The organism is Cellulosimicrobium sp. AB352 (assembly GCF_049538415.1).
In the GTDB taxonomy this organism is placed as follows: Bacteria; Actinomycetota; Actinomycetes; order Actinomycetales; family Cellulomonadaceae; genus Cellulosimicrobium; species Cellulosimicrobium funkei.
This window is the reverse complement of record NZ_JBMVFX010000005.1, coordinates 69817-87446: the sequence shown is the minus strand read 5'-3', so window position 1 is coordinate 87446 and position 17630 is coordinate 69817. Positions and strand designations below refer to the sequence as shown.

The following is a 17630-nucleotide window of genomic DNA, read 5'->3' as shown; positions in this document are numbered from 1 at the left end:
CGTCAGGCCTCGATCTCGTCCGCGACCGCGCGCAGGACCGCGGCGACCTTGGTGGCCTTGCCCTTCTCCGGGTAGCGGCCGCGGCGCAGGCCGTTGCCGATCCCGTCGAGCTCCTTGATGAGGTCCTCGACGATGACCGCCATCTCGTCCGCCGAGCGACGCTTCGCCTTGACGACCGAGGGCGCCGGGTCGAGGAACGTGACGGCGAGCGCCTGCGGGCCACGGCGCCCGTCGGCGACGCCGAAGTCGACGCGAGCGCCGGGCTTGGGCGCGGGGGCGTCCGCGGGCAGCGCGGAGGCGTGGAGGAAGACCTCGCCGCCGTCGTCGTTGGCGATGAAGCCGAACCCGCGTTCGGTGTCGAACCACTTGACCTTGCCGGTGGGCACGTGGACCTCGTTCGTGCTCGTAGGAACCAGAACCCCCAGGTTACCGGCCACGCGGCGGCAAAGCCGCATCCATACCGCGGGCGAGCCCAGGGCGAGCCCGGACGACCGGCCGCGTCCCCGCCGTCGTCCCGGTCAGCGCGGGGCCGACCGCGGGACCACCCCGGCGTCCGCCCCCACCCGCAGCGCGACGGCGTCGAACCAGTCGGCGTAGTCGGCGACCGTGCGGTGGAGGTGGCCGAACAGCTCGAACGACACCGTGCCGAACAGGGTCGTCCACGCCATGAGCGTGCGCACGACGGCCTCGGGCGGGACGTCGGGCGCTGTGAGCCCGCGGGCGCTCACGTACGCGACGGCGGGGGCGACGAGCACGGCCGCGTCCCCGCCCGACGGCGGTGCGGGCGCCGGGCCCTCGCCGTCCGCCCAGGAGTCGGCGACGACCCGGACCAGGGTCCGCACGACGCGCGTCGCGGGCTCGACCGTGTCCTGCGGCGCCGCGTACCCCGGCACGGGGGTGCCGTAGAGCAGCCCGAACTCTCCGGGCCGCGCGACGCACCAGGTGCGCAGCGCGCGGCACGCGGCGAGCCAGCGGCCGGGCAGGTCGTCCCGCGCGACGGCGACCTCCGCGGCCTCGACGGCAGCCCCGAGCTCGTCGTAGCACTCGACGAGGAGCGCGGTGAGCAGCGCGTCCCGGCTCGGGAAGTAGCGGTAGACGGCGGACGACACCATGCCGACGTCGCGCGCGACGGCCCGCAGCGAGAGCGCGGCGGGCCCGTCGGCCACGAGCCGCGCGCGGGCAGCGTCGAGGATCTCGCGCGTGAGGGTCTCGCGCGCCAGGGCGCGCGCCGTCCGAGGTGCCGTCATGCCGTCAGGGTCGCAGACGAGAGCGCCGCCCACCAACGAGAGCGGTGCTCTTGCTTTGTCATGGCCGTCGTGCCAGGCTGGCTCTCGGAACGAGAGCACTGCTCTCGGAAAGGAGTCCTCGTGTCCAGCACCTCGTCCTCCGACGACCGGCATGTCGTCGTCGGCGCCGGCCCCGTCGGTCGTCACGTCGCCGCCGAGCTCGCGGCCCGCGGGTCGCACGTCACCGTCGTCACCCGCAGCGGGCGTGACACCGGGCTCGCCGGCGTCACGCACCTCGCGCTCGACGCGTCCGACGCCGACGCGCTGACCCGCGCCGCGGACGGTGCCGCCGTGCTCTACAACTGCGCCAACCCCGGCGACTACACGCAGTGGGAGAAGGTCTGGCCGCCGCTCGCCGCCGCGCTGCTCACCACGGCGGAGCGGACGGGAGCGGTCTACGCGATCACGGGCAACCTCTACCCCTACGGGCCGGTCGACGGACCTATGACCGAGGACCTGCCGGACGCCGCGACCGACCACAAGGGCGTCCTGCGGGCCCGGCTGTGGGCCGACGCCCTCGCCGCGCACCGCGCTGGCCGTGCGCGGGTCGTCGAGGTGCGCAGCTCCGACTTCGTCGGGCCCGGCGTCGGCGCCAACGGCCACGTGTCGCGCGTCGTCCCTGCTGCGCTGCGCGGCCGGGCCGTGACGATGATCGGCCGCACCGACCTGTCGCACTCGTTCACCGACGTGCAGGACGCCGCGCGCACGCTCGTCGCGGCGGCCGCGGACCCGGGCGCGCTCGGCCGCACGTGGCACACCCCGAGCAACCCGCCGTGCACCCAGCGCGAGGCGCTGACCGACGTCCTCGCGAGCGTCGGGCAGCCGCCGGTCCGGGTCCGCTCGCTGCGCGGCCCCGGGCTCGCCGTCGCCGGGCTGTTCTCGCCGCTGCTGCGCGAGCTGCGCGACCTCGCCTACCAGTGGGAGCGCCCGTACGTCCTCGATGACACCGCGGCCCGCGACCGCTTCGGCATCGAGCCCACGCCCTGGGACGAGGTCTGCCGTCGGACCGCCCGCGGCTGACCGGTCGCGGCCCTCCGGGCGCGCGAGTCGGCACGTCGTGCGCTGTTCGGCACCTGGGGTTGCCGAGGTCCCGCACGCGGTGCCGAACCGCGTCCGCATCGCCGAAGCGTCTGACCGTCGCGCACAGGCGCCGTCGACCGGGGACCGTCCACAGGACCGGTCCGGACGACCCGCGCGCGCTCCCGGACCGGGCACGCTCGCCCGGTGCACGACGACGACCCTCTCGCCCCCGGCGGCCCTCGACGACCCGCGTTGCTGCTCGCGGCGGAGCACCCGCCCCAGCTCGTGCGGCAGGCCGCGTCCTCCGGGTCCTGGGAGCGGGTGCGTCGGGGCGTCTACCGCGAGACCGGCACCGGCAGGAGGATCGGGCCCGCCGACGAGCGCGACCTCGTGCTGGACCGGGCGACCGCGCTCCATCGCACCCTCCGCGCGGACCACGTCCTCAGCCACACCACCGCCGCCCTCGTCCACGGCCTGCGCCTGTGGACGGCGCCCCGTGACGTGCACGTGGTGCAGCCCTACCGGCGGTCCGGGCGCGCGGACCCCACGGTCGCGAGGCACCTCGGACTCGTCGACGCCGTCGACCGGTGCGTCGTCGGCGGTCTGCCGGTGACGACGCCCGCCCGCACCGTCGCCGACTGCCTGCGCACCCTGAGCCCGCTCGAGGGGCTGGTCGTCGCGGACGCGGCGCTCGCGCGGGGTCTCGCCCGCGAGGACGTCGCGGCCTGCCTCGCGCGACAGCCCCGGGCTGCCGGGGCACCTCGCGCCCGGCACGTCCTCCGGCTCGCGGACGCCGGCGCCGAGTCGGCCTGGGAGACGTGGTTGCGGTACCTCGTCCTCCGGCTCGGCCTCCCCCGCCCGTCGACGCAGGTCCCGGTCCGTACCTCGGTCGGCCGGGTCCGCGCGGACCTCGGGTGGGAGCCGTGGCGGCTGCTACTGGAGTTCGACGGGCTGGTGAAGTACCGCACGACGGGCGACGGCCTCGCTCCCCGTGAGGACCCGGGCCGCGTCCTCGTCGCGGAGAAGCGACGGCACGAGGCGATCGAGGCGACCGGACGTCGCGTGCTGCGGTTCACCGCGCGGGACGCGCCCGACGCCGTCGGCGAACGGGTCCTGCGCTGGGTGCCGTCGGACGTCGTCGCGTCGCTGCGCCCTGACCGTCACCTTCCCCCGCTGCGCTGACCGGTCGGCACCCCGGCGGCGGTTCGGCACTCGCAGCACTCGTCGGCACCTCGAGGTGCCGACGAACGACAGGAGGTACCGAACCGTCAGCACAACCCGCGTAGCATCGGACGGATGGCCACCTCCCGGCCCGAGCGGGCTCCGACGTACAGCGAGTCGCTGCGCCAGCGCGACGACGCCGCGCTGGTCGCCCTGCTCGCGGGGCGTCCCGACCTCGCCACGCCCTCCCCCTCGACGCTGCTCTCGCTCGCCGCGCGCGCGATGAACCGCACGAGCCTCGAGCGCGCGCTCGCCGGTCTCGACGAGCTGACGCTGCACGTGCTCGAGTCGGTGCTCGTGCTCGACTCGGTGGGCACGCCCGCGACGGCGGCCGCGGTCGCGCGCGCGACGGGCGTGGACCGTGCGTCGGTCACCGCGGCGCTCGCGCGCCTCGACGAGCTCGCGCTCGTGTGGTCGCCCGGCACGCGCTCGGCCGGGTTCCGCCCGGCGCCCGGGACGGCCGAGGTGCTCGGCCCGCACCCCGCAGGCCTGGGCCCGGTCTTGGGCGACGCGCGCGACGCCCCGGCACCGTCCGCCGTCCTGCCCGACGACGCGCCCCCGGGCGCGCGCGCGATCCTCGACGCGCTCGCGTGGGGGCCGCCCGTGGGCGTCGCGCCCCGCTCCGACGCGTCGGCACGCCGGGCGACGGCCTGGCTGGTCGAGCGGGGGTACCTCCGCACGACCGACGAGCGGCACGTCGTCCTGCCGCGCGAGGTGGGGCTCGCGCTGCGCGGCGGCCGCACCCACCGCGACGTGCGCACGGCGCCGCCCGTGCCCGACGTGCGCGAGCTCCCCGCGGCGACGGTCGAGGCGGAGTGCGCGAGCGCCGGGCTGGAGGCGGTGCGCCTCGTCGCGCGCCTCGTGACGCACTGGACCGAGCACCCGCCCGGCGTCCTGCGCGCGGGGGGCCTCGGGGTGCGCGACCTGCGCCGCGCGGCCCTCGCCCTCGAGGTCGACGACGCGACGGCGGCCGCGGTCGTCGAGGTCGCGGCGGCGGCGGGCCTCGTGGCCGACGACGGCGACGACCCGCCCACGTTCGCCCCGACCCCGACGGCCGAGGACTGGCTCGACGACGACCTGGGCGACCGGTGGGCCGCGCTCGCGCGCGGGTGGTGGCGGTCGCGCCGCACGCCGTGGCTCGTCGGGAGCCGTGACGAGAGGGGCGCCCTGCGCGCCGCGCTCGACCCCGAGCTGTGGCGGCCCTGGGTCCCACGGCTGCGTCGCTCGGTCCTCGACGTGCTCGCCCTCGCGCCCGACCGGCCGCTCGGCCCGGCGGACGTCGTCGCGGTCCTGCGCTGGCGCACGCCGCGCGCGGTGCCGCCGGAGCAGGCCGTCGCGGGGCTGCTGCGCGAGGCCGCGCTGCTCGGCGTGACGGGCGCGGGCGCGCTCGCTCCCCCGGGCCGCGCGCTCGTCGCGGGCGACGACCCCGCGCCGTCGTCGGAGCCCGTGGACCTGGGGGCCGCGTTCGAGGCCGTGCTCCCGCCCGAGGTGGACGACCTCCTGCTGCAGGGCGACCTCACCGGCATCGTGCCGGGCCGGCCGTCGCGCACCCTCGAGCGTCTCGTGGAGGTCGCGGCCGACGTCGAGTCGCGCGGCGCCGCGACCACGGTCCGGTTCACGCCGGAGTCGGTGCTGCGCGCGCTCGACCGGGGCGCGACGGCCGACGAGCTGCTCGCCGAGCTCGCGTCGCACTCCCGGACGCCCGTGCCCCAGCCGCTGGAGTACCTGGTGCGCGACACCGCGCGCCGCCACGGGCGCGTCCGGGTCGGGACGGCGTCGTCGTACGTGCGCGCCGAGGACCCGGTGCTCCTCGCGGGCATCGCGGAGGACCCCGCGCTGCGCGGCCTCGGCCTGGTGCTCCTCGCGCCGACCGTGCTCGCGTCCGGCGCACCGGCCGGGGAGCTGCAGGACGCGCTGCGGGCGCGCGGCGTGCCGTCGGTCGTGGAGGGCCCGGACGGGCGCGTGCTCGTCGCGGACCGTGCAGGCCGTCGCGACCTGCCCGACGCCGCGGGCCCGGCCCGGCGTGGACGGGCCGGGGCGGTCGTCGGGCGGCGCGGGAGCCGCGCCCGGACCGGCGTCGTACCGGGCTCCGGGGCCCGCGTCGACGAGGCGCGGGACGGGGCCGGGCGTGGCGAGCAGCGGTTCGCCGACCTCGTCGCCCGGCTGCGCGCCGCCGACGCGCGCTCGGCGGAGCAGGCCCGGTCCCGCGCGACCGGAGGGGTACGCGCGGACGGCGACGGGTCGCGCCGGGGCGGGGGGACGCCGTCGGGCAGGGCGGGACGCGGGGACGACGGCCCCGAGGGAACAAGCGACCCGGTGGCGGCGTTGGGGCTGCTGCGCGAGGCGATCGCGGACGGCGCCATGGTGTGGCTCGAGGTCGTCGGGTCGACGGGCGCGCCGGACCGCCGCCGCGTGCGGCCCCTCACGCTCGACGCCGGACGGCTGCGCGCGCAGGACCCGGCACGCGACGCCGAGCTCACGGTCGCGGTCCACCGCATCGCGTCCGTGACCCCGGACTGACCCCGGCCCGCCCCGGCACTACCCCCGGACCGTCACCCGACCGAGCCCGGACCACCACCGGCCCGCCCGGCGACCGCCCGGACCGCACGACCCTCGGCCACCCACGGCAAGGAGAACGCATGACCGACGGACCTCTCATCGTCCAGAGCGACAAGTCGCTCCTGCTCGAGGTCGACCACCCCCGTGCCGACGACGCGCGGCGGGCCATCGCGCCGTTCGCCGAGCTCGAGCGCGCCCCCGAGCACGTCCACACGTACCGGCTCACGCCGCTCGGCCTGTGGAACGCACGCGCGGCCGGGCACGACGCCGAGCAGGTCGTCAACACGCTCATCGAGTACTCGCGCTACCCGGTGCCGCACGCGCTGCTCATCGACGTCGCGGAGACCATGTCGCGGTACGGGCGGCTCACGCTCGCGCAGCACCCGACGCACGGGCTCGTGCTCGAGGCGACGGACCGCGCCGTCCTCGCCGAGGTGCTCAAGTCCAAGCGCACCGCGGGGCTGGTGGGCGACCGGGTCGACGACACGACCGTCGTCGTGCACCCGTCCGAGCGCGGCCACCTCAAGCAGGTCCTCGTGAAGCTCGGCTGGCCCGCCGAGGACCTCGCGGGGTACGTCGACGGCGAGAAGCACGCCATCGCGCTCAGCCCGACGACGCCGCCGCGCGCCGAGGGCGAGGAGCCGAAGCCGTGGGAGATGCGCCCGTACCAGGCGCAGGCGGTGGACGGGTTCTGGCACGGCGGGAGCGGCGTGGTCGTGCTGCCGTGCGGCGCGGGCAAGACGATCGTGGGCGCGGGCGCGATGGCGAAGTCCGGGACGACGACGCTCATCCTCGTGACGAACACGGTGAGCGCGCGCCAGTGGCGCGACGAGCTCGTGCGGCGCACGACGCTCACCGAGGACGAGATCGGCGAGTACTCCGGCGCGCGCAAGGAGATCAAGCCCGTCACGATCGCGACCTACCAGGTGCTGACGACCAAGCGGAAGGGCGTGTACACGCACCTCGAGCTGCTCGACGCCCGCGACTGGGGGCTCGTCGTGTACGACGAGGTGCACCTGCTGCCCGCGCCGATCTTCCGCATGACGGCGGACCTGCAGGCGCGCCGCCGCCTCGGGCTCACCGCGACGCTCGTGCGCGAGGACGGCCGGGAGGACGAGGTGTTCTCGCTCATCGGGCCCAAGCGGTACGACGCCCCGTGGAAGGACATCGAGGCGCAGGGGTACATCGCGCCCGCCGACTGCGTCGAGGTGCGCCTCACGCTGCCCGAGTCCGACCGCATGACGTACGCCGTCGCCGAGCCCGAGGACAAGTACCGGTTGGCCGCGACCGCCACGGGCAAGAACCGGGTCGTGGAGCAGATCGTCGCGCAGCACCCGGACGACCAGGTGCTCGTGATCGGCCAGTACCTCGACCAGCTCGAGGAGCTGTCGCAGCACCTCGACGCGCCGCTCATCACGGGCGCGACGACGGTCCGCGAGCGCCAGCGCCTGTTCGACGCGTTCCGTACGGGCGAGATCTCGCGGCTCGTCGTGTCGAAGGTCGCGAACTTCTCCATCGACCTGCCCGAGGCGTCCGTCGCGATCCAGGTCTCCGGGTCGTTCGGGTCGCGCCAGGAGGAGGCCCAGCGCCTCGGTCGCGTCATGCGCCCCAAGGCCGACGGCCGCACCGCGCACTTCTACGCCGTCGTCGCGCGCGACACGGTGGACCAGGACTTCGCGGCGCACCGCCAGCGGTTCCTGGCGGAGCAGGGGTACGCCTATCGCATCGTCGACGCGGAGGACCTGGGCGTCGTGCAGTGACGGGTGGGAGTCCCGCGACGTAGGAGCGCGGCACCCGCCCGGCACGGAACGACGCCCAGGGCCGACCAGGAACACGAAGGACCTGGGCGTCGTGCAGTGACAGAGGGCCCCGCGGCACCGATTGCGGGTCCTGGGCGGCTGGGAAAGGATCGGGCCGTGAGCACGGCCGATCGTCCCTGGCACCCCCGCGCGGCCGGGGGCCGCGGCGCCCGCGCGTTCCTCGCCCTCGTCGTCTCGACGCTCGTCGGGCTGCTGACGTGCGTCGCCCTCGTCGCCCCGGCGGGCCTCGCGCACGCCGTCCCGCCGATGGACGTGACGGACGAGATCACCGACCCGTCCGGCGTCCTCGGGGACCGCACGGACGACGTGCGCGCGGCGCTCGACCGCCTGGCCCAGGACACGGACCTGCAGCTCTTCGTCGTGTACGTGGACGACCTCGACGGCATGGACGGCGTCGACTGGGCGAACGCGACGGCGAACCAGTCAGGGCTGGGGGTCGACGACCTGCTGCTGGCCGTCGGGACGCAGGACCGGCGGTACGGGCTGTCGTACGACAACAACGTCCCGCTGTCGGACGCCGAGCTGGACCGGATCACGTCGGCCGTGGAGGACGAGCTGCGTGCCGACGACTGGGCGGGTGCGGCCATCGCGGCGGCGGAGGTGGCGCGGGATGCGAGCCAGGGCTCGGGCGGCGTGTCGTGGTTCTGGGTCCTGCTCGTCGGCGGCGTGCTCGTGATCGTGGTCGTGGTGGTCGCCCGAGCGGCGGGACGACGACGTCGGGCCGCGACCGCCGTCGGGCCGGCGGGCGACCCGCTCGCGGCGCTGCCCACGGCCGAGCTGGACCGCCGCGCGAGCGCGGCCCTCGTGGCGATCGACGACGCCGTGAAGACGTCCGAGCAGGAGCTCGGCTTCGCGCAGGCGCAGTTCGGGATCGAGGCGACGCAGCAGTTCTCCGCCGCGCTCGCCGAGGGCAAGCAGCGGGTCGCGGAGGCGTTCGCGCTGCGCCAGCAGCTCGACGACGACCAGCCCGAGGCGGAGCCCCAGGCGCGGCAGATGATGGCGCGCATCGTCGCCCTGTGCGACGAGGTCGCGGACTCGCTCGACGCCCAGTCCCGCACGTTCGACGAGCTGCGCGACCTGCAGGCCCGCGCGCCGCAGGTGCTGGACGAGACCGACCAGCGCGCGACCGAGGTGCTCGCCCGCGTCGAGCCCGCGCGCGCGACGCTCGAGGCGCTCGGGCGCTCGTACCCGTCGACGGCGCTCGCGTCCGTCGCGCAGAACCCCGAGCAGGCGCAGGCGCTCCTCACGGGCGCGCGCGAGTCGGTGGCGCGCGGTCGGGAGGCGCTCGCCTCCAAGGACCGGGCGACGGCGGTCGCGCTCGCCCGGGCCGCGCAGAACGCCGTCGGGCAGGCGGTGACGCTGCTCGACGCCGTCGACCGCGCGGGCACCGACCTCGCCGAGTCCGGTCCGCGCCTGGACCGGGGCGTCGCGTCGATCACGTCCGACATCGCGGACGCGGGGCGGCTCGCCCCCGGGGATCCCACGGTCGCGCCCGCGCTCGCGGAGGCGCAGGCCGCCGTCGCGGTGGCCGGGGCCGCGCGCGACGGCGGCGACCCGCTCGCCGCGCTCCGTCGCCTCACGGACGCGGAGGCGGCGCTCGACGCCGTCCTCGCCCCGTTCCGCGAGCGTGCCGAACAGGCGGCGCGCGCGAACGCGCTGCTGCGCGAGACCCTCGCGCGCGTCGACTCGCAGGTCCGCGCGACGAACGACTTCATCGAGACCCGGCGCGGCGCCGTCGGGCCGGAAGCACGGACCCGGCTCGCGGAGGCGATCCGCCTGCTCGGCGAGGCGCGCGCGCTCCAGCCGACCGACCCGGTCTCCGCGCTCCAGCGCGCGCAGCAGGCCGACGCGCAGGCGCAGTCCGCGGCCCAGCGCGCGCAGCAGGACGCGTCGAGCTGGCAGTCGTCCCAGGGTGGCGGGTTCGGCGGGGGTGGCGGCAGCAACGTCGGGGGCATGGTCCTCGGCGGGATCCTCCTCGACTCCATCCTCCGCGGCGGGGGTGGCGGCGGACGCTCCGGCGGGTTCGGCGGCGGCAGCTTCGGCGGCGGCTACGGGGGTGGCGGGTTCGGCGGCGGACGCTCCGGCGGACGGTCGGGCGGACGGTCGTCGGGCGGACGCTCCGGCCGCGGCGGACGCTTCTGAGCACGGCGGCACCTGACGCCCCGCACCACGGGACGACGGCACGACGGACACGACCAGCACCAGACGGCTCACGAGAGAGGGACGACCATGGCGGAGAAGCAGAGCATCTTCGGACGGATCGCGCAGCTCGCCCGCGCGAACATCAACGCGCTCCTGGACAGCGCCGAGGACCCGCAGAAGATGCTGGACCAGCTCGTGCGCGACTACACGAACAACATCGCCGAGGCGGAGCAGGCCGTCGCGCAGACCATCGGCAACCTGCGCCTCGCCGAGCAGGACTACAACGAGGACGTCGCCGCCGTCCAGGAGTGGGGCCAGAAGGCCGCGGCCGCGTCGGCGCAGGCCGACCGGTACCGCCAGCAGGGCGACGCCGCGAACGCCGACAAGTTCGACAACCTCGCGAAGATCGCGCTCGGCAAGCAGATCGCCGCCGAGAGCGAGGTCCGCCAGGCCGAGCCGCTCATCGCGTCGCAGCGCGAGTCGGTCGAGAAGCTCAAGTCCGGCCTCGCGATGATGAAGGACAAGCTCGGTCAGCTGAAGTCGAAGCGCGACTCGCTCGTGGCGCGGCAGAAGAGCGCGCAGGCGCAGCAGACCGTGCAGGGCGCGCTCAGCTCGATCAACGTGCTCGACCCGACGAGCGAGCTCTCCCGCTACGAGGAGATCGTCCGCCGCGAGGAGGCGCAGGCGCTCGGCCAGGCGGAGGTCGCCGCGTCGAGCATCGACGCCCAGTTCGCCGAGCTCGAGACGTCGGGCGAGGCCGTCGAGATCGAGGCCCGCCTCGCCGCGCTCAAGCAGGGCTCCGCCCCTGCCGCGCAGGTGTCGCCCACCCAGGTCACGCCCGCGATCGGTTCCGGGACGACCACCCAGGACGCCCCCTCGACCGACTGGTGACCTCGGTCCGGGTCAGGCGGGGACGCGTCGTCGGCTGACCCGGACCGCGGTGACGAACGACTCCGCGAGCCGGCGCCCGCCGTCGAGCAGCGCGGGGGCGTTGTCGTCGAACCCGGCGAGGGCCGCAGCGGTGTCGACGTCCTCGTACCGGTCGCACCAGGCCGCGAACCCGGCGCGCGACGCCTCGGGGTGGAACTGGACGCCGAGCGCGGACCCGAGGCGGAACGCCTGGTAGGGGTACATGTTCGACGACGCGAGCCAGACGGCGCCGTCCGGGAGCTCGACGATCGCGTCGCCGTGCATGCTCGTCACGCAGCGCACCGGGTCGTCGCCGGTCGCGAGCGGCGCCAGCACCGGGTCGGTGTCCGCCTCGGCACGCCAGAAGACGCGGGTCGCGCCGACCTCGCGCCCGGGCGGGGCGGCGACCGCCACCTGTCCCCCGCCCGCGACGGCGAGGAGCTGCGCGCCGAGGCAGATCCCGAGCGTGGGGACGCCCTGCGTCGCGGCGGCGACGAGGGTCTCGCGCAGGGCGGGCAGCCACGGGGCGCGCGCGTCGTCGTACGCGGACACGTGGCCTCCGAGGACGACGAGGCCGTCGCCGAGCTCGTCGAGCCGGTCCGCGGCGGGGACGGGCTCGCCGTCGTGCGCGCGGACGACGCGGAGCTCCGCGTCGAGGAGGTCGGCGTAGGCGTCGAGCGTGACGTCCGGGGAGTTCTCGACGACCGTGAGCCGGACGGGCCCGGTCGCGGTCGTGGCGTCGGTGTCGTGCGTGGTCACGAACCCTGACGGTACCCACTCGGGGGTGGGAGGACGCAAACACCCACGTCGTGGACAGTGCGGCGGGCGCACCGGGACGGAGCGCGGCGGGACGCGCGCGGATAGGCTGACCGGCATGTCCGACCTCCAGACCTCCGACGGCCGAGCGCTGACGACGCCGCGCCGCACCTACCTCGTCGTCGACGGCGAGAACATCGACGCGACGCTCGGTATGAACGTCCTCGGCCACCGCCCCGCCCCGGAGGAGCGGCCGCGCTGGGACCGCATCGTGGACTTCGCGCGCCAGGCCTGGGGCCAGGACGTCACGCCCCTGTTCTTCCTCAACGCGTCGTCGGGCCAGATGCCGATGTCGTTCGTGCAGGCGCTGCTCGCGATGGGCTACCGCCCGATCCCGCTGTCGGGGTCGAGCAACGAGAAGGTCGTCGACATCGGTATCCAGCGCATGCTGGACGCGATCGCCGGCCAGCCGGGCGACGTCCTCCTCGCGAGCCACGACGGCGACTTCCTGCCCCAGGTCGAGACGCTGCTCGACGACGAGGACCGGCGCGTGGGCGTCCTCGCGTTCCGCGAGTTCGTCAACGTGCGCCTCACCGAGCTCACGGGCCGCGGTCTCGAGATCTTCGACCTCGAGGACCACGCGGGCGCGTTCACGGCCGTGCTGCCGCGCGTGCGGATCATCCCGCTCGACGAGTTCGACCCGATGCGCTACCTCTGACCGCCCGTACCGCGGGCTCCGTCGCTCACGCGTGGAGCTCGCGGTACAGCGGCGTCGGGAACGACGCCGTCACGCCGTCGCCGCCGAGGAGCCCGGCGATCCGCTCGGCCTCGGCCGCGACGGCCCGCTCGCCGTCGGCGCCGACGTCGTCGAGGAGCCGCCACGCGGGCTCGCCGCCCGGCCGCACGACCCAGGCCCCGACGATCCGCCCTTCCCACCAGACGGTCGCGCCCGCGTTGCCGATCGTGTCGAAGACGGCGGCCCTGTGCGCCCCGAGGTACCAGTCGCGCGCGGTCCAGCCCATCGTCGTCGGGTCGAGCGACGGCAGGAGCGCGACGTGGCCCTCGATCGGCACCTCGTCCGGACCGGGCAGGTCCGTGCCCCGCAGCATGACGCCGGGTCGGGCGTCCTCGCCGTCCTGTGCACCGACCTCGACCTCCACCTCGACGACGTCGAGACCCGCGAGCGCTGCGAGCGTGTCGCGGCGGTTCCAGCCGGTCCACCACACGAGGTCCTCGACCGTCGCGGGCCCGAACACGTCGAGCCAGGCCCGCGCCAGCGCGGTGCGCGCCGCGGCCTCGTCGAGCTCGGGGATGCCGCCGGGGAACCAGTCCTCGACGGGTGACCAGACGTGCCGGTTGGACGACCACGTGCCCCGCGGCTCGCCGCGCACCACCACGCCCTCGGCGGAGAGCAGCGAGAGCAGCGGGGACGTCATGGTGCGGCGCACGTCCCACGTCTTGGTGGTCGTGGGCAGGAACGCCGTCCGCAGCAGCGGCGCGACCCGCGACAGGCTGGCGCCGTCGAGCGGGCCGTGCTCGGCGAGCGCCGCGTGCACCTGGGCCTCGACCGCGGCGAGGAAGGTCGCGGCGTCGTCGACCGGCGGGTCCGTGGGCAGGGTCGCGAGCTCCTTGAGCAGGCGCGTGCGCAGCCGTCGCGCGACGGCGAGGGCCGCCGCCGCGTGCACGACGGGCACCGTCTCGCGGCGCACGACGAACATCGTGCGTCGCATGGCGAGCACCTTGACGAGCGAGCGCCGCCGGAAGACGGCGTCCCGGACGTCGTCGAGCACGAGGCCGGGGACCCGCGCGAGCACCGACAGGTAGACGCTCGGGGCGTCGGTCGCGTGCAGCGCGAGCAGCCGGTCGACGACGTCCTCCGGGCTCCGGGCCGCCGGTCTGCCGGGCAGGTCCGCGGCGAGCGCGAGCTGCTGCGCGACGAGCCGACGCCGCCTCTGGTCCACCGTGATCCGCACGGCCGCCATCCTGCCCCGGACCGCCCACGGGCGCCCGGTGCCGCCGGGGTCGAGCACGTTCCCAGGCGTCTCCCAGACCGCGGGAGCACACTGGACGTATGAGCACCACCCCCGAGGCACGCCTCGTCGTCGTCGACGACGAGCCGAACATCCGCGAGCTGCTGGCCACGTCCCTGCGCTTCGCCGGGTTCGAGGTGCACGCCGCCGCGGACGGGCAGAGCGCCCTGCGGCTCGTGCGCGACGTCGAGCCCGACCTCGTCGTGCTCGACGTGATGCTCCCCGACATGGACGGGTTCACCGTGACCCGCCGCCTGCGCGAGAAGGGCCAGCACACGCCCGTCGTCTTCCTCACCGCGAAGGACGACACGCGCGACAAGGTCACGGGGCTCACCGTGGGCGGCGACGACTACGTGACGAAGCCCTTCAGCCTGGAGGAGGTCGTGGCGCGCATCCGGGCCGTGCTGCGCCGCACGCACGCCGAGCCGGTCGACGACGCGGTCCTGCGCTTCGCCGACCTCGAGATGGACGAGGACTCGCACGAGGTCCGCCGCGCCGGCGTCGACATCGACCTGTCCCCCACCGAGTTCAAGCTGCTGCGCTACCTCATGCTCAACGCGGGCCGCGTGCTGTCCAAGGCGCAGATCCTCGACCACGTGTGGCAGTACGACTGGGGCGGCGACGCGAACATCGTCGAGTCGTACATCTCCTACCTGCGCCGCAAGATCGACAACCTCACCGTGCCCGGCCCGGACGGCGAGCCCGTGACCCTCCCGCCGCTCATCCACACCAAGCGCGGCGTCGGCTACCTGCTGCGCCAGCCGCCCGCGGCGTCATGACGGCCGGCCCCGACCGCACGGCGGCCGGGTCCCCGCCGGTCCCGCCCCCTCCCCCGCCCCCCGGGGCGGCCTCGCAGCCCGGCCGCGCTCCGTCGGGCGAGCGCGCGACGTCCGCACCCGTCCCCGACGGCCCGACGGCGGAGCGCCCCTTCGGCCGGCCCGTCCCCACCGAGGGGTGGGGCTGGTTCGCGCGCGTGCCGCTGCGCGCGCGCCTCGTCGCGATCACCGTGCTCCTGCTCGCGGCGGGGCTCGGGCTGGCCTCGGTCGTGACGACGACGGTCGTGTCGAGCTACCTCGTCGAGCAGGTCGACCAGGACCTCCAGGGGTCGGCGACGACCGTCGCCCGCTCCTCGCTGCTCAGCAACCCCGAGACCGCGAGCCAGATCCCCAGCGAGTACTTCGTGCTGCTGCGGGAGTCGTCGGGTACCGAGAGAGGCATCGGCTGGGGCGAGACCGTGTCGCGGTACGGGAAGCCGGACATCCCGGCGCTGTCCGACCAGGAGATCGAGCGCCTCGCGGGCGAGCCCTTCACGGTGCGGTCCGTCGGAGGGTCCGACCCGGCGCAGTGGCGCGTGGTCGGGAGGTTCCTCTTCGTGGACGGCCAGCAGGCCGGGACCGTCTTCGTCGCCCTGCCGCTCACGGGCATCCACGAGACGGTCGAGGTGCTCGGCCGGGCGCTCGCGCTGTCGGCGCTCGGCATCGCGCTCGTCGGGGGTGCGGTCGCCTACCTCGCGGTCCACCGCGCGCTGCGCCCGCTGCGAGAGATCGAGGAGACCGCCGCCGACATCGCCGCGGGCGACCTGTCGCGTCGCGTGCGCCCCGCGCCGCCGACGACGGAGGTCGGCTCGCTCGCGGCGTCGCTCAACGCGATGCTCACCCAGATCGAGGAGGCGTTCGCCGTCCAGGAGGCGTCCGAGGAACGGATGCGGCGCTTCGTCTCGGACGCGAGCCACGAGCTGCGCACTCCGCTCGCGACGATCCGCGGCTACGGCGAGCTGTACCGGATGGGCGCGCTCGACACCCCGGACAAGGTCGACGACACGATGGGCCGCATCGAGGACTCGGCGACCCGCATGGGCATGCTCGTCAACGACCTGCTCGCCCTCGCGCGGCTCGACGAGGGCCGGCCGCTGCGCCACGAGCCGGTCGACCTCGTCTCCCTCGCGCGGGACTCCGCACAGGACCTGCACGCGCTCGACCCCGCGCGCGACGTGCGGGTCGTCGGGCTCGCGCCGGGTGCGGACGCTCCGGCGGCGCTGCGCGTCGTGGGCGACGAGGACCGGCTGCGGCAGGTGCTCGCCAACCTCGTCGGGAACGTCGCGCGCCACACGCCGTCGGGCACGCCGGTGGAGATCGCGCTCGGTGCGGCGCCTGCGCCCCGGTCCGACGACGCGCCGTCGGGCGACGGCGCGGGCGGGAGCGGCGCCCCGGCCGGCGACGCCGCGCGCGACGTCGCGGTGCTCGAGGTCCGCGACCACGGCCCGGGCGTCCCGACGACCCAACGGGGCCGTCTGTTCGAGCGGTTCTACCGGGCGGACACGTCGCGCAACCGCTCGTCCGGCGGGTCCGGGCTCGGTCTGGCGATCGTCGCCGCGATCGTCGGGGCGCACCGCGGCCGCGTGTCGGTCCGTGAGACGCCGGGCGGCGGGCTCACCGTCCGCGTGGACCTCCCGCTCGGCTCCTGACGGCCCGCACCCCGCCCGACCTGCGGGTTCGTCGACGACCGTCCGCGACGTCGCGTGGGAGCCCGCCGGGGCGTCCCGACGCGCCGCCGGCTGGGGCTACGATGGCGGGTCGTCCCGCGAGACCTAGGCTGAAGACGAGGCCGCGCGGCGACGCGGGGGCCTCCGCGCCGGGCAGCACGCCCGGCGACGACGACCTCCGTCCTGCTCGTCTCCGTCGAAGAAGGCTGAAGTTCATGGGCGTCAACAGCGCCGACGCACCGCAGTGGTTCCTCTCCTCGTTCGTCCGCAGCGCCCGGGGCGCCGGGGCGACCGCCCCGGACGACGAGATCCGCGCCGTCGGGCAGGGGCTCCTCGACCGCTGGGACCAGCCGGGACGCCACTTCCACAACCTGCGCCACCTGGCCGACGTCCTGGGCCGGGTCGACGAGCTCTCGCAGGAGACGCACGACCCCGACCTCGTCCGGCTCGCGGCCTGGTACCACGGCGCCATCTTCGACGCGAAGGGCCGCGCGACCTACGCCAACAAGGGCGGCGAGGACGAGACCGCGAGCGCCGCGCTCGCCGTCGCCGAGCTCACGCGGCTCGGCGTCCCCGAGCCCGCGGTGCGGCGCGTCGCGCACCTCGTCAACGCGCTCGTCCGCCACGCCCCGGACGCCTCCGACTTCGACTGCGCGGTCCTGTGCGACGCCGACCTCGCGATGCTCGCGGCCGAGCCGCAGCGCTACAAGGAGTACCTCAAGGACGTGCGCGACGAGTACGCGCACATCCCCAAGCCCGACTACGTGCGCGCCCGCATCGCGATCCTCACGAAGCTGCTCGACCGGCGCACGCTCTTCTCGAGCCCGCTCGGCGCGGCCTGGGAGGAGGCCGCGCGGCAGAACCTCGACGCGGAGCTCCAGCGCCTGCGCAAGGAGCAGGCCAAGCTCGCGGAGGCGTCGACGGCGTCCCCAGCCTCCGGCGCCTGAACCGCCGTCCACAGGCCTGACCGCCGCCCCTCCGGACCCGGGGAGGTCCGCCTACCGTCGTCGCCACGCCCCGGTGCTCACCGGGGCGAGGGACGGCCCGCGGGCCGAGGGACGACGGAGGTTCGGATGAGCCGGTACGAGGTGGACAGCGCGCGCGTCGCGCAGGCGAGCGCCGCGGTGCACGGGTCGGTCACGGCGATCCGTGCGGAGGTCGGCGCCATGATGCGGCACCTCACGGACCTGCAGACGTCGTGGCGTGGTGGGGCGGCGACGTCGTTCACGGGCGTCATGGCGCAGTGGCAGACGACGCAGACCCAGGTCGAGGTCGCGCTCGACGACATCACGGCCGCGCTCGGCGCCGCCGCGCAGACCTACGCCGACGCCGAGTCGCAGGCCGCGCGCCTGTTCACGGCGCGGTAGGCCCCGCCCGGGAGCTCTCTTCAGGGCACGACGAAGGC

The 17630-nt window shown here is 75.8% G+C and carries 15 protein-coding genes; 11 read left to right on the top strand and 4 right to left on the bottom strand.

From position 1 onward, the window contains the following. Positions 1 to 2 precede the first annotated feature (2 nt). Both ACPCUX_RS05285 and ACPCUX_RS05280 read right to left on the bottom strand, forming a co-directional pair. Positions 3 to 386, bottom strand: a complete 384-nt coding sequence (locus tag ACPCUX_RS05285; protein ID WP_034651071.1) for a cold-shock protein — start codon at positions 384 to 386, stop codon at positions 3 to 5. A gap of 132 nt (positions 387 to 518) precedes the next feature. Further along, positions 519 to 1247 carry a TetR/AcrR family transcriptional regulator gene (locus ACPCUX_RS05280; RefSeq protein WP_144723035.1) on the bottom strand — a complete coding sequence of 243 codons (729 nt, stop codon included), beginning with the start codon at positions 1245 to 1247 and terminating at the stop codon, positions 519 to 521. Between the two features lie 120 nt (positions 1248 to 1367). Between ACPCUX_RS05280 and ACPCUX_RS05275 the strand changes: the two genes are divergently transcribed. The 6 genes from ACPCUX_RS05275 to ACPCUX_RS05250 all read left to right on the top strand — a co-directional run bounded on the left by ACPCUX_RS05275 (position 1368) and on the right by ACPCUX_RS05250 (position 10939). Beyond that, a complete protein-coding gene (locus ACPCUX_RS05275) occupies positions 1368 to 2306 on the top strand; it encodes an NAD-dependent epimerase/dehydratase family protein (protein WP_144723034.1) in 939 nt (312 codons plus the stop codon). A gap of 204 nt (positions 2307 to 2510) precedes the next feature. Beyond that, the gene (locus ACPCUX_RS05270) at positions 2511 to 3488 is read left to right on the top strand and encodes a hypothetical protein (RefSeq protein ID WP_423388286.1); all 978 of its coding nucleotides are present in this window, start codon (positions 2511 to 2513) and stop codon (positions 3486 to 3488) included. Between the two features lie 114 nt (positions 3489 to 3602). Then, positions 3603 to 6047 (top strand): helicase-associated domain-containing protein, encoded by a 2445-nt coding sequence (locus ACPCUX_RS05265; protein WP_423388285.1) that lies wholly within the window; start codon positions 3603 to 3605, stop codon positions 6045 to 6047. A 119-nt stretch (positions 6048 to 6166) separates the two neighbouring features. Continuing rightward, on the top strand, positions 6167 to 7846 hold the full coding sequence (locus ACPCUX_RS05260; RefSeq protein ID WP_043659946.1) for a DNA repair helicase XPB: 1680 nt from the start codon (positions 6167 to 6169) through the stop codon (positions 7844 to 7846). Between the two features lie 156 nt (positions 7847 to 8002). Next, a complete protein-coding gene (locus ACPCUX_RS05255; protein WP_396052677.1) occupies positions 8003 to 10048 on the top strand; it encodes a TPM domain-containing protein in 2046 nt (681 codons plus the stop codon). 87 nt (positions 10049 to 10135) lie between these two features. Beyond that, a complete protein-coding gene (locus tag ACPCUX_RS05250; RefSeq protein ID WP_051028097.1) occupies positions 10136 to 10939 on the top strand; it encodes a PspA/IM30 family protein in 804 nt (267 codons plus the stop codon). Positions 10940 to 10951: 12 nt separating this feature from the next. On the opposite strand, the gene ACPCUX_RS05245 is transcribed toward ACPCUX_RS05250, so the two are convergent. Beyond that, the gene (locus ACPCUX_RS05245) at positions 10952 to 11716 is read right to left on the bottom strand and encodes a type 1 glutamine amidotransferase (protein ID WP_423388284.1); all 765 of its coding nucleotides are present in this window, start codon (positions 11714 to 11716) and stop codon (positions 10952 to 10954) included. 115 nt (positions 11717 to 11831) lie between these two features. On the opposite strand from ACPCUX_RS05245, the gene ACPCUX_RS05240 reads away from it, so the two are divergent. Beyond that, on the top strand, positions 11832 to 12431 hold the full coding sequence (locus tag ACPCUX_RS05240; RefSeq protein ID WP_051028098.1) for an NYN domain-containing protein: 600 nt from the start codon (positions 11832 to 11834) through the stop codon (positions 12429 to 12431). Between the two features lie 25 nt (positions 12432 to 12456). On the opposite strand, the gene ACPCUX_RS05235 is transcribed toward ACPCUX_RS05240, so the two are convergent. Further along, entirely contained in the window at positions 12457 to 13686 is a 1230-nt protein-coding gene (locus ACPCUX_RS05235; RefSeq protein WP_423388283.1) for a winged helix DNA-binding domain-containing protein, read from the bottom strand. A 98-nt stretch (positions 13687 to 13784) separates the two neighbouring features. On the opposite strand from ACPCUX_RS05235, the gene ACPCUX_RS05230 reads away from it, so the two are divergent. From ACPCUX_RS05230 to ACPCUX_RS05215, 4 genes are all read left to right on the top strand, one after another. Further along, a complete protein-coding gene (locus tag ACPCUX_RS05230; protein WP_085387381.1) occupies positions 13785 to 14522 on the top strand; it encodes a response regulator transcription factor in 738 nt (245 codons plus the stop codon). After that, complete coding sequence (locus ACPCUX_RS05225) at positions 14519 to 16207, top strand: sensor histidine kinase (RefSeq protein ID WP_423388282.1); 1689 nt, start codon at positions 14519 to 14521, stop codon at positions 16205 to 16207. The genes ACPCUX_RS05230 and ACPCUX_RS05225 overlap by 4 nt, the downstream gene beginning before the upstream one ends. Positions 16208 to 16440: 233 nt before the next feature. Beyond that, complete coding sequence (locus tag ACPCUX_RS05220) at positions 16441 to 17172, top strand: HD domain-containing protein (protein ID WP_021479889.1); 732 nt, start codon at positions 16441 to 16443, stop codon at positions 17170 to 17172. 126 nt (positions 17173 to 17298) lie between these two features. Continuing rightward, positions 17299 to 17592 (top strand): WXG100 family type VII secretion target, encoded by a 294-nt coding sequence (locus tag ACPCUX_RS05215; protein ID WP_114553804.1) that lies wholly within the window; start codon positions 17299 to 17301, stop codon positions 17590 to 17592. Positions 17593 to 17630 lie beyond the last annotated feature (38 nt).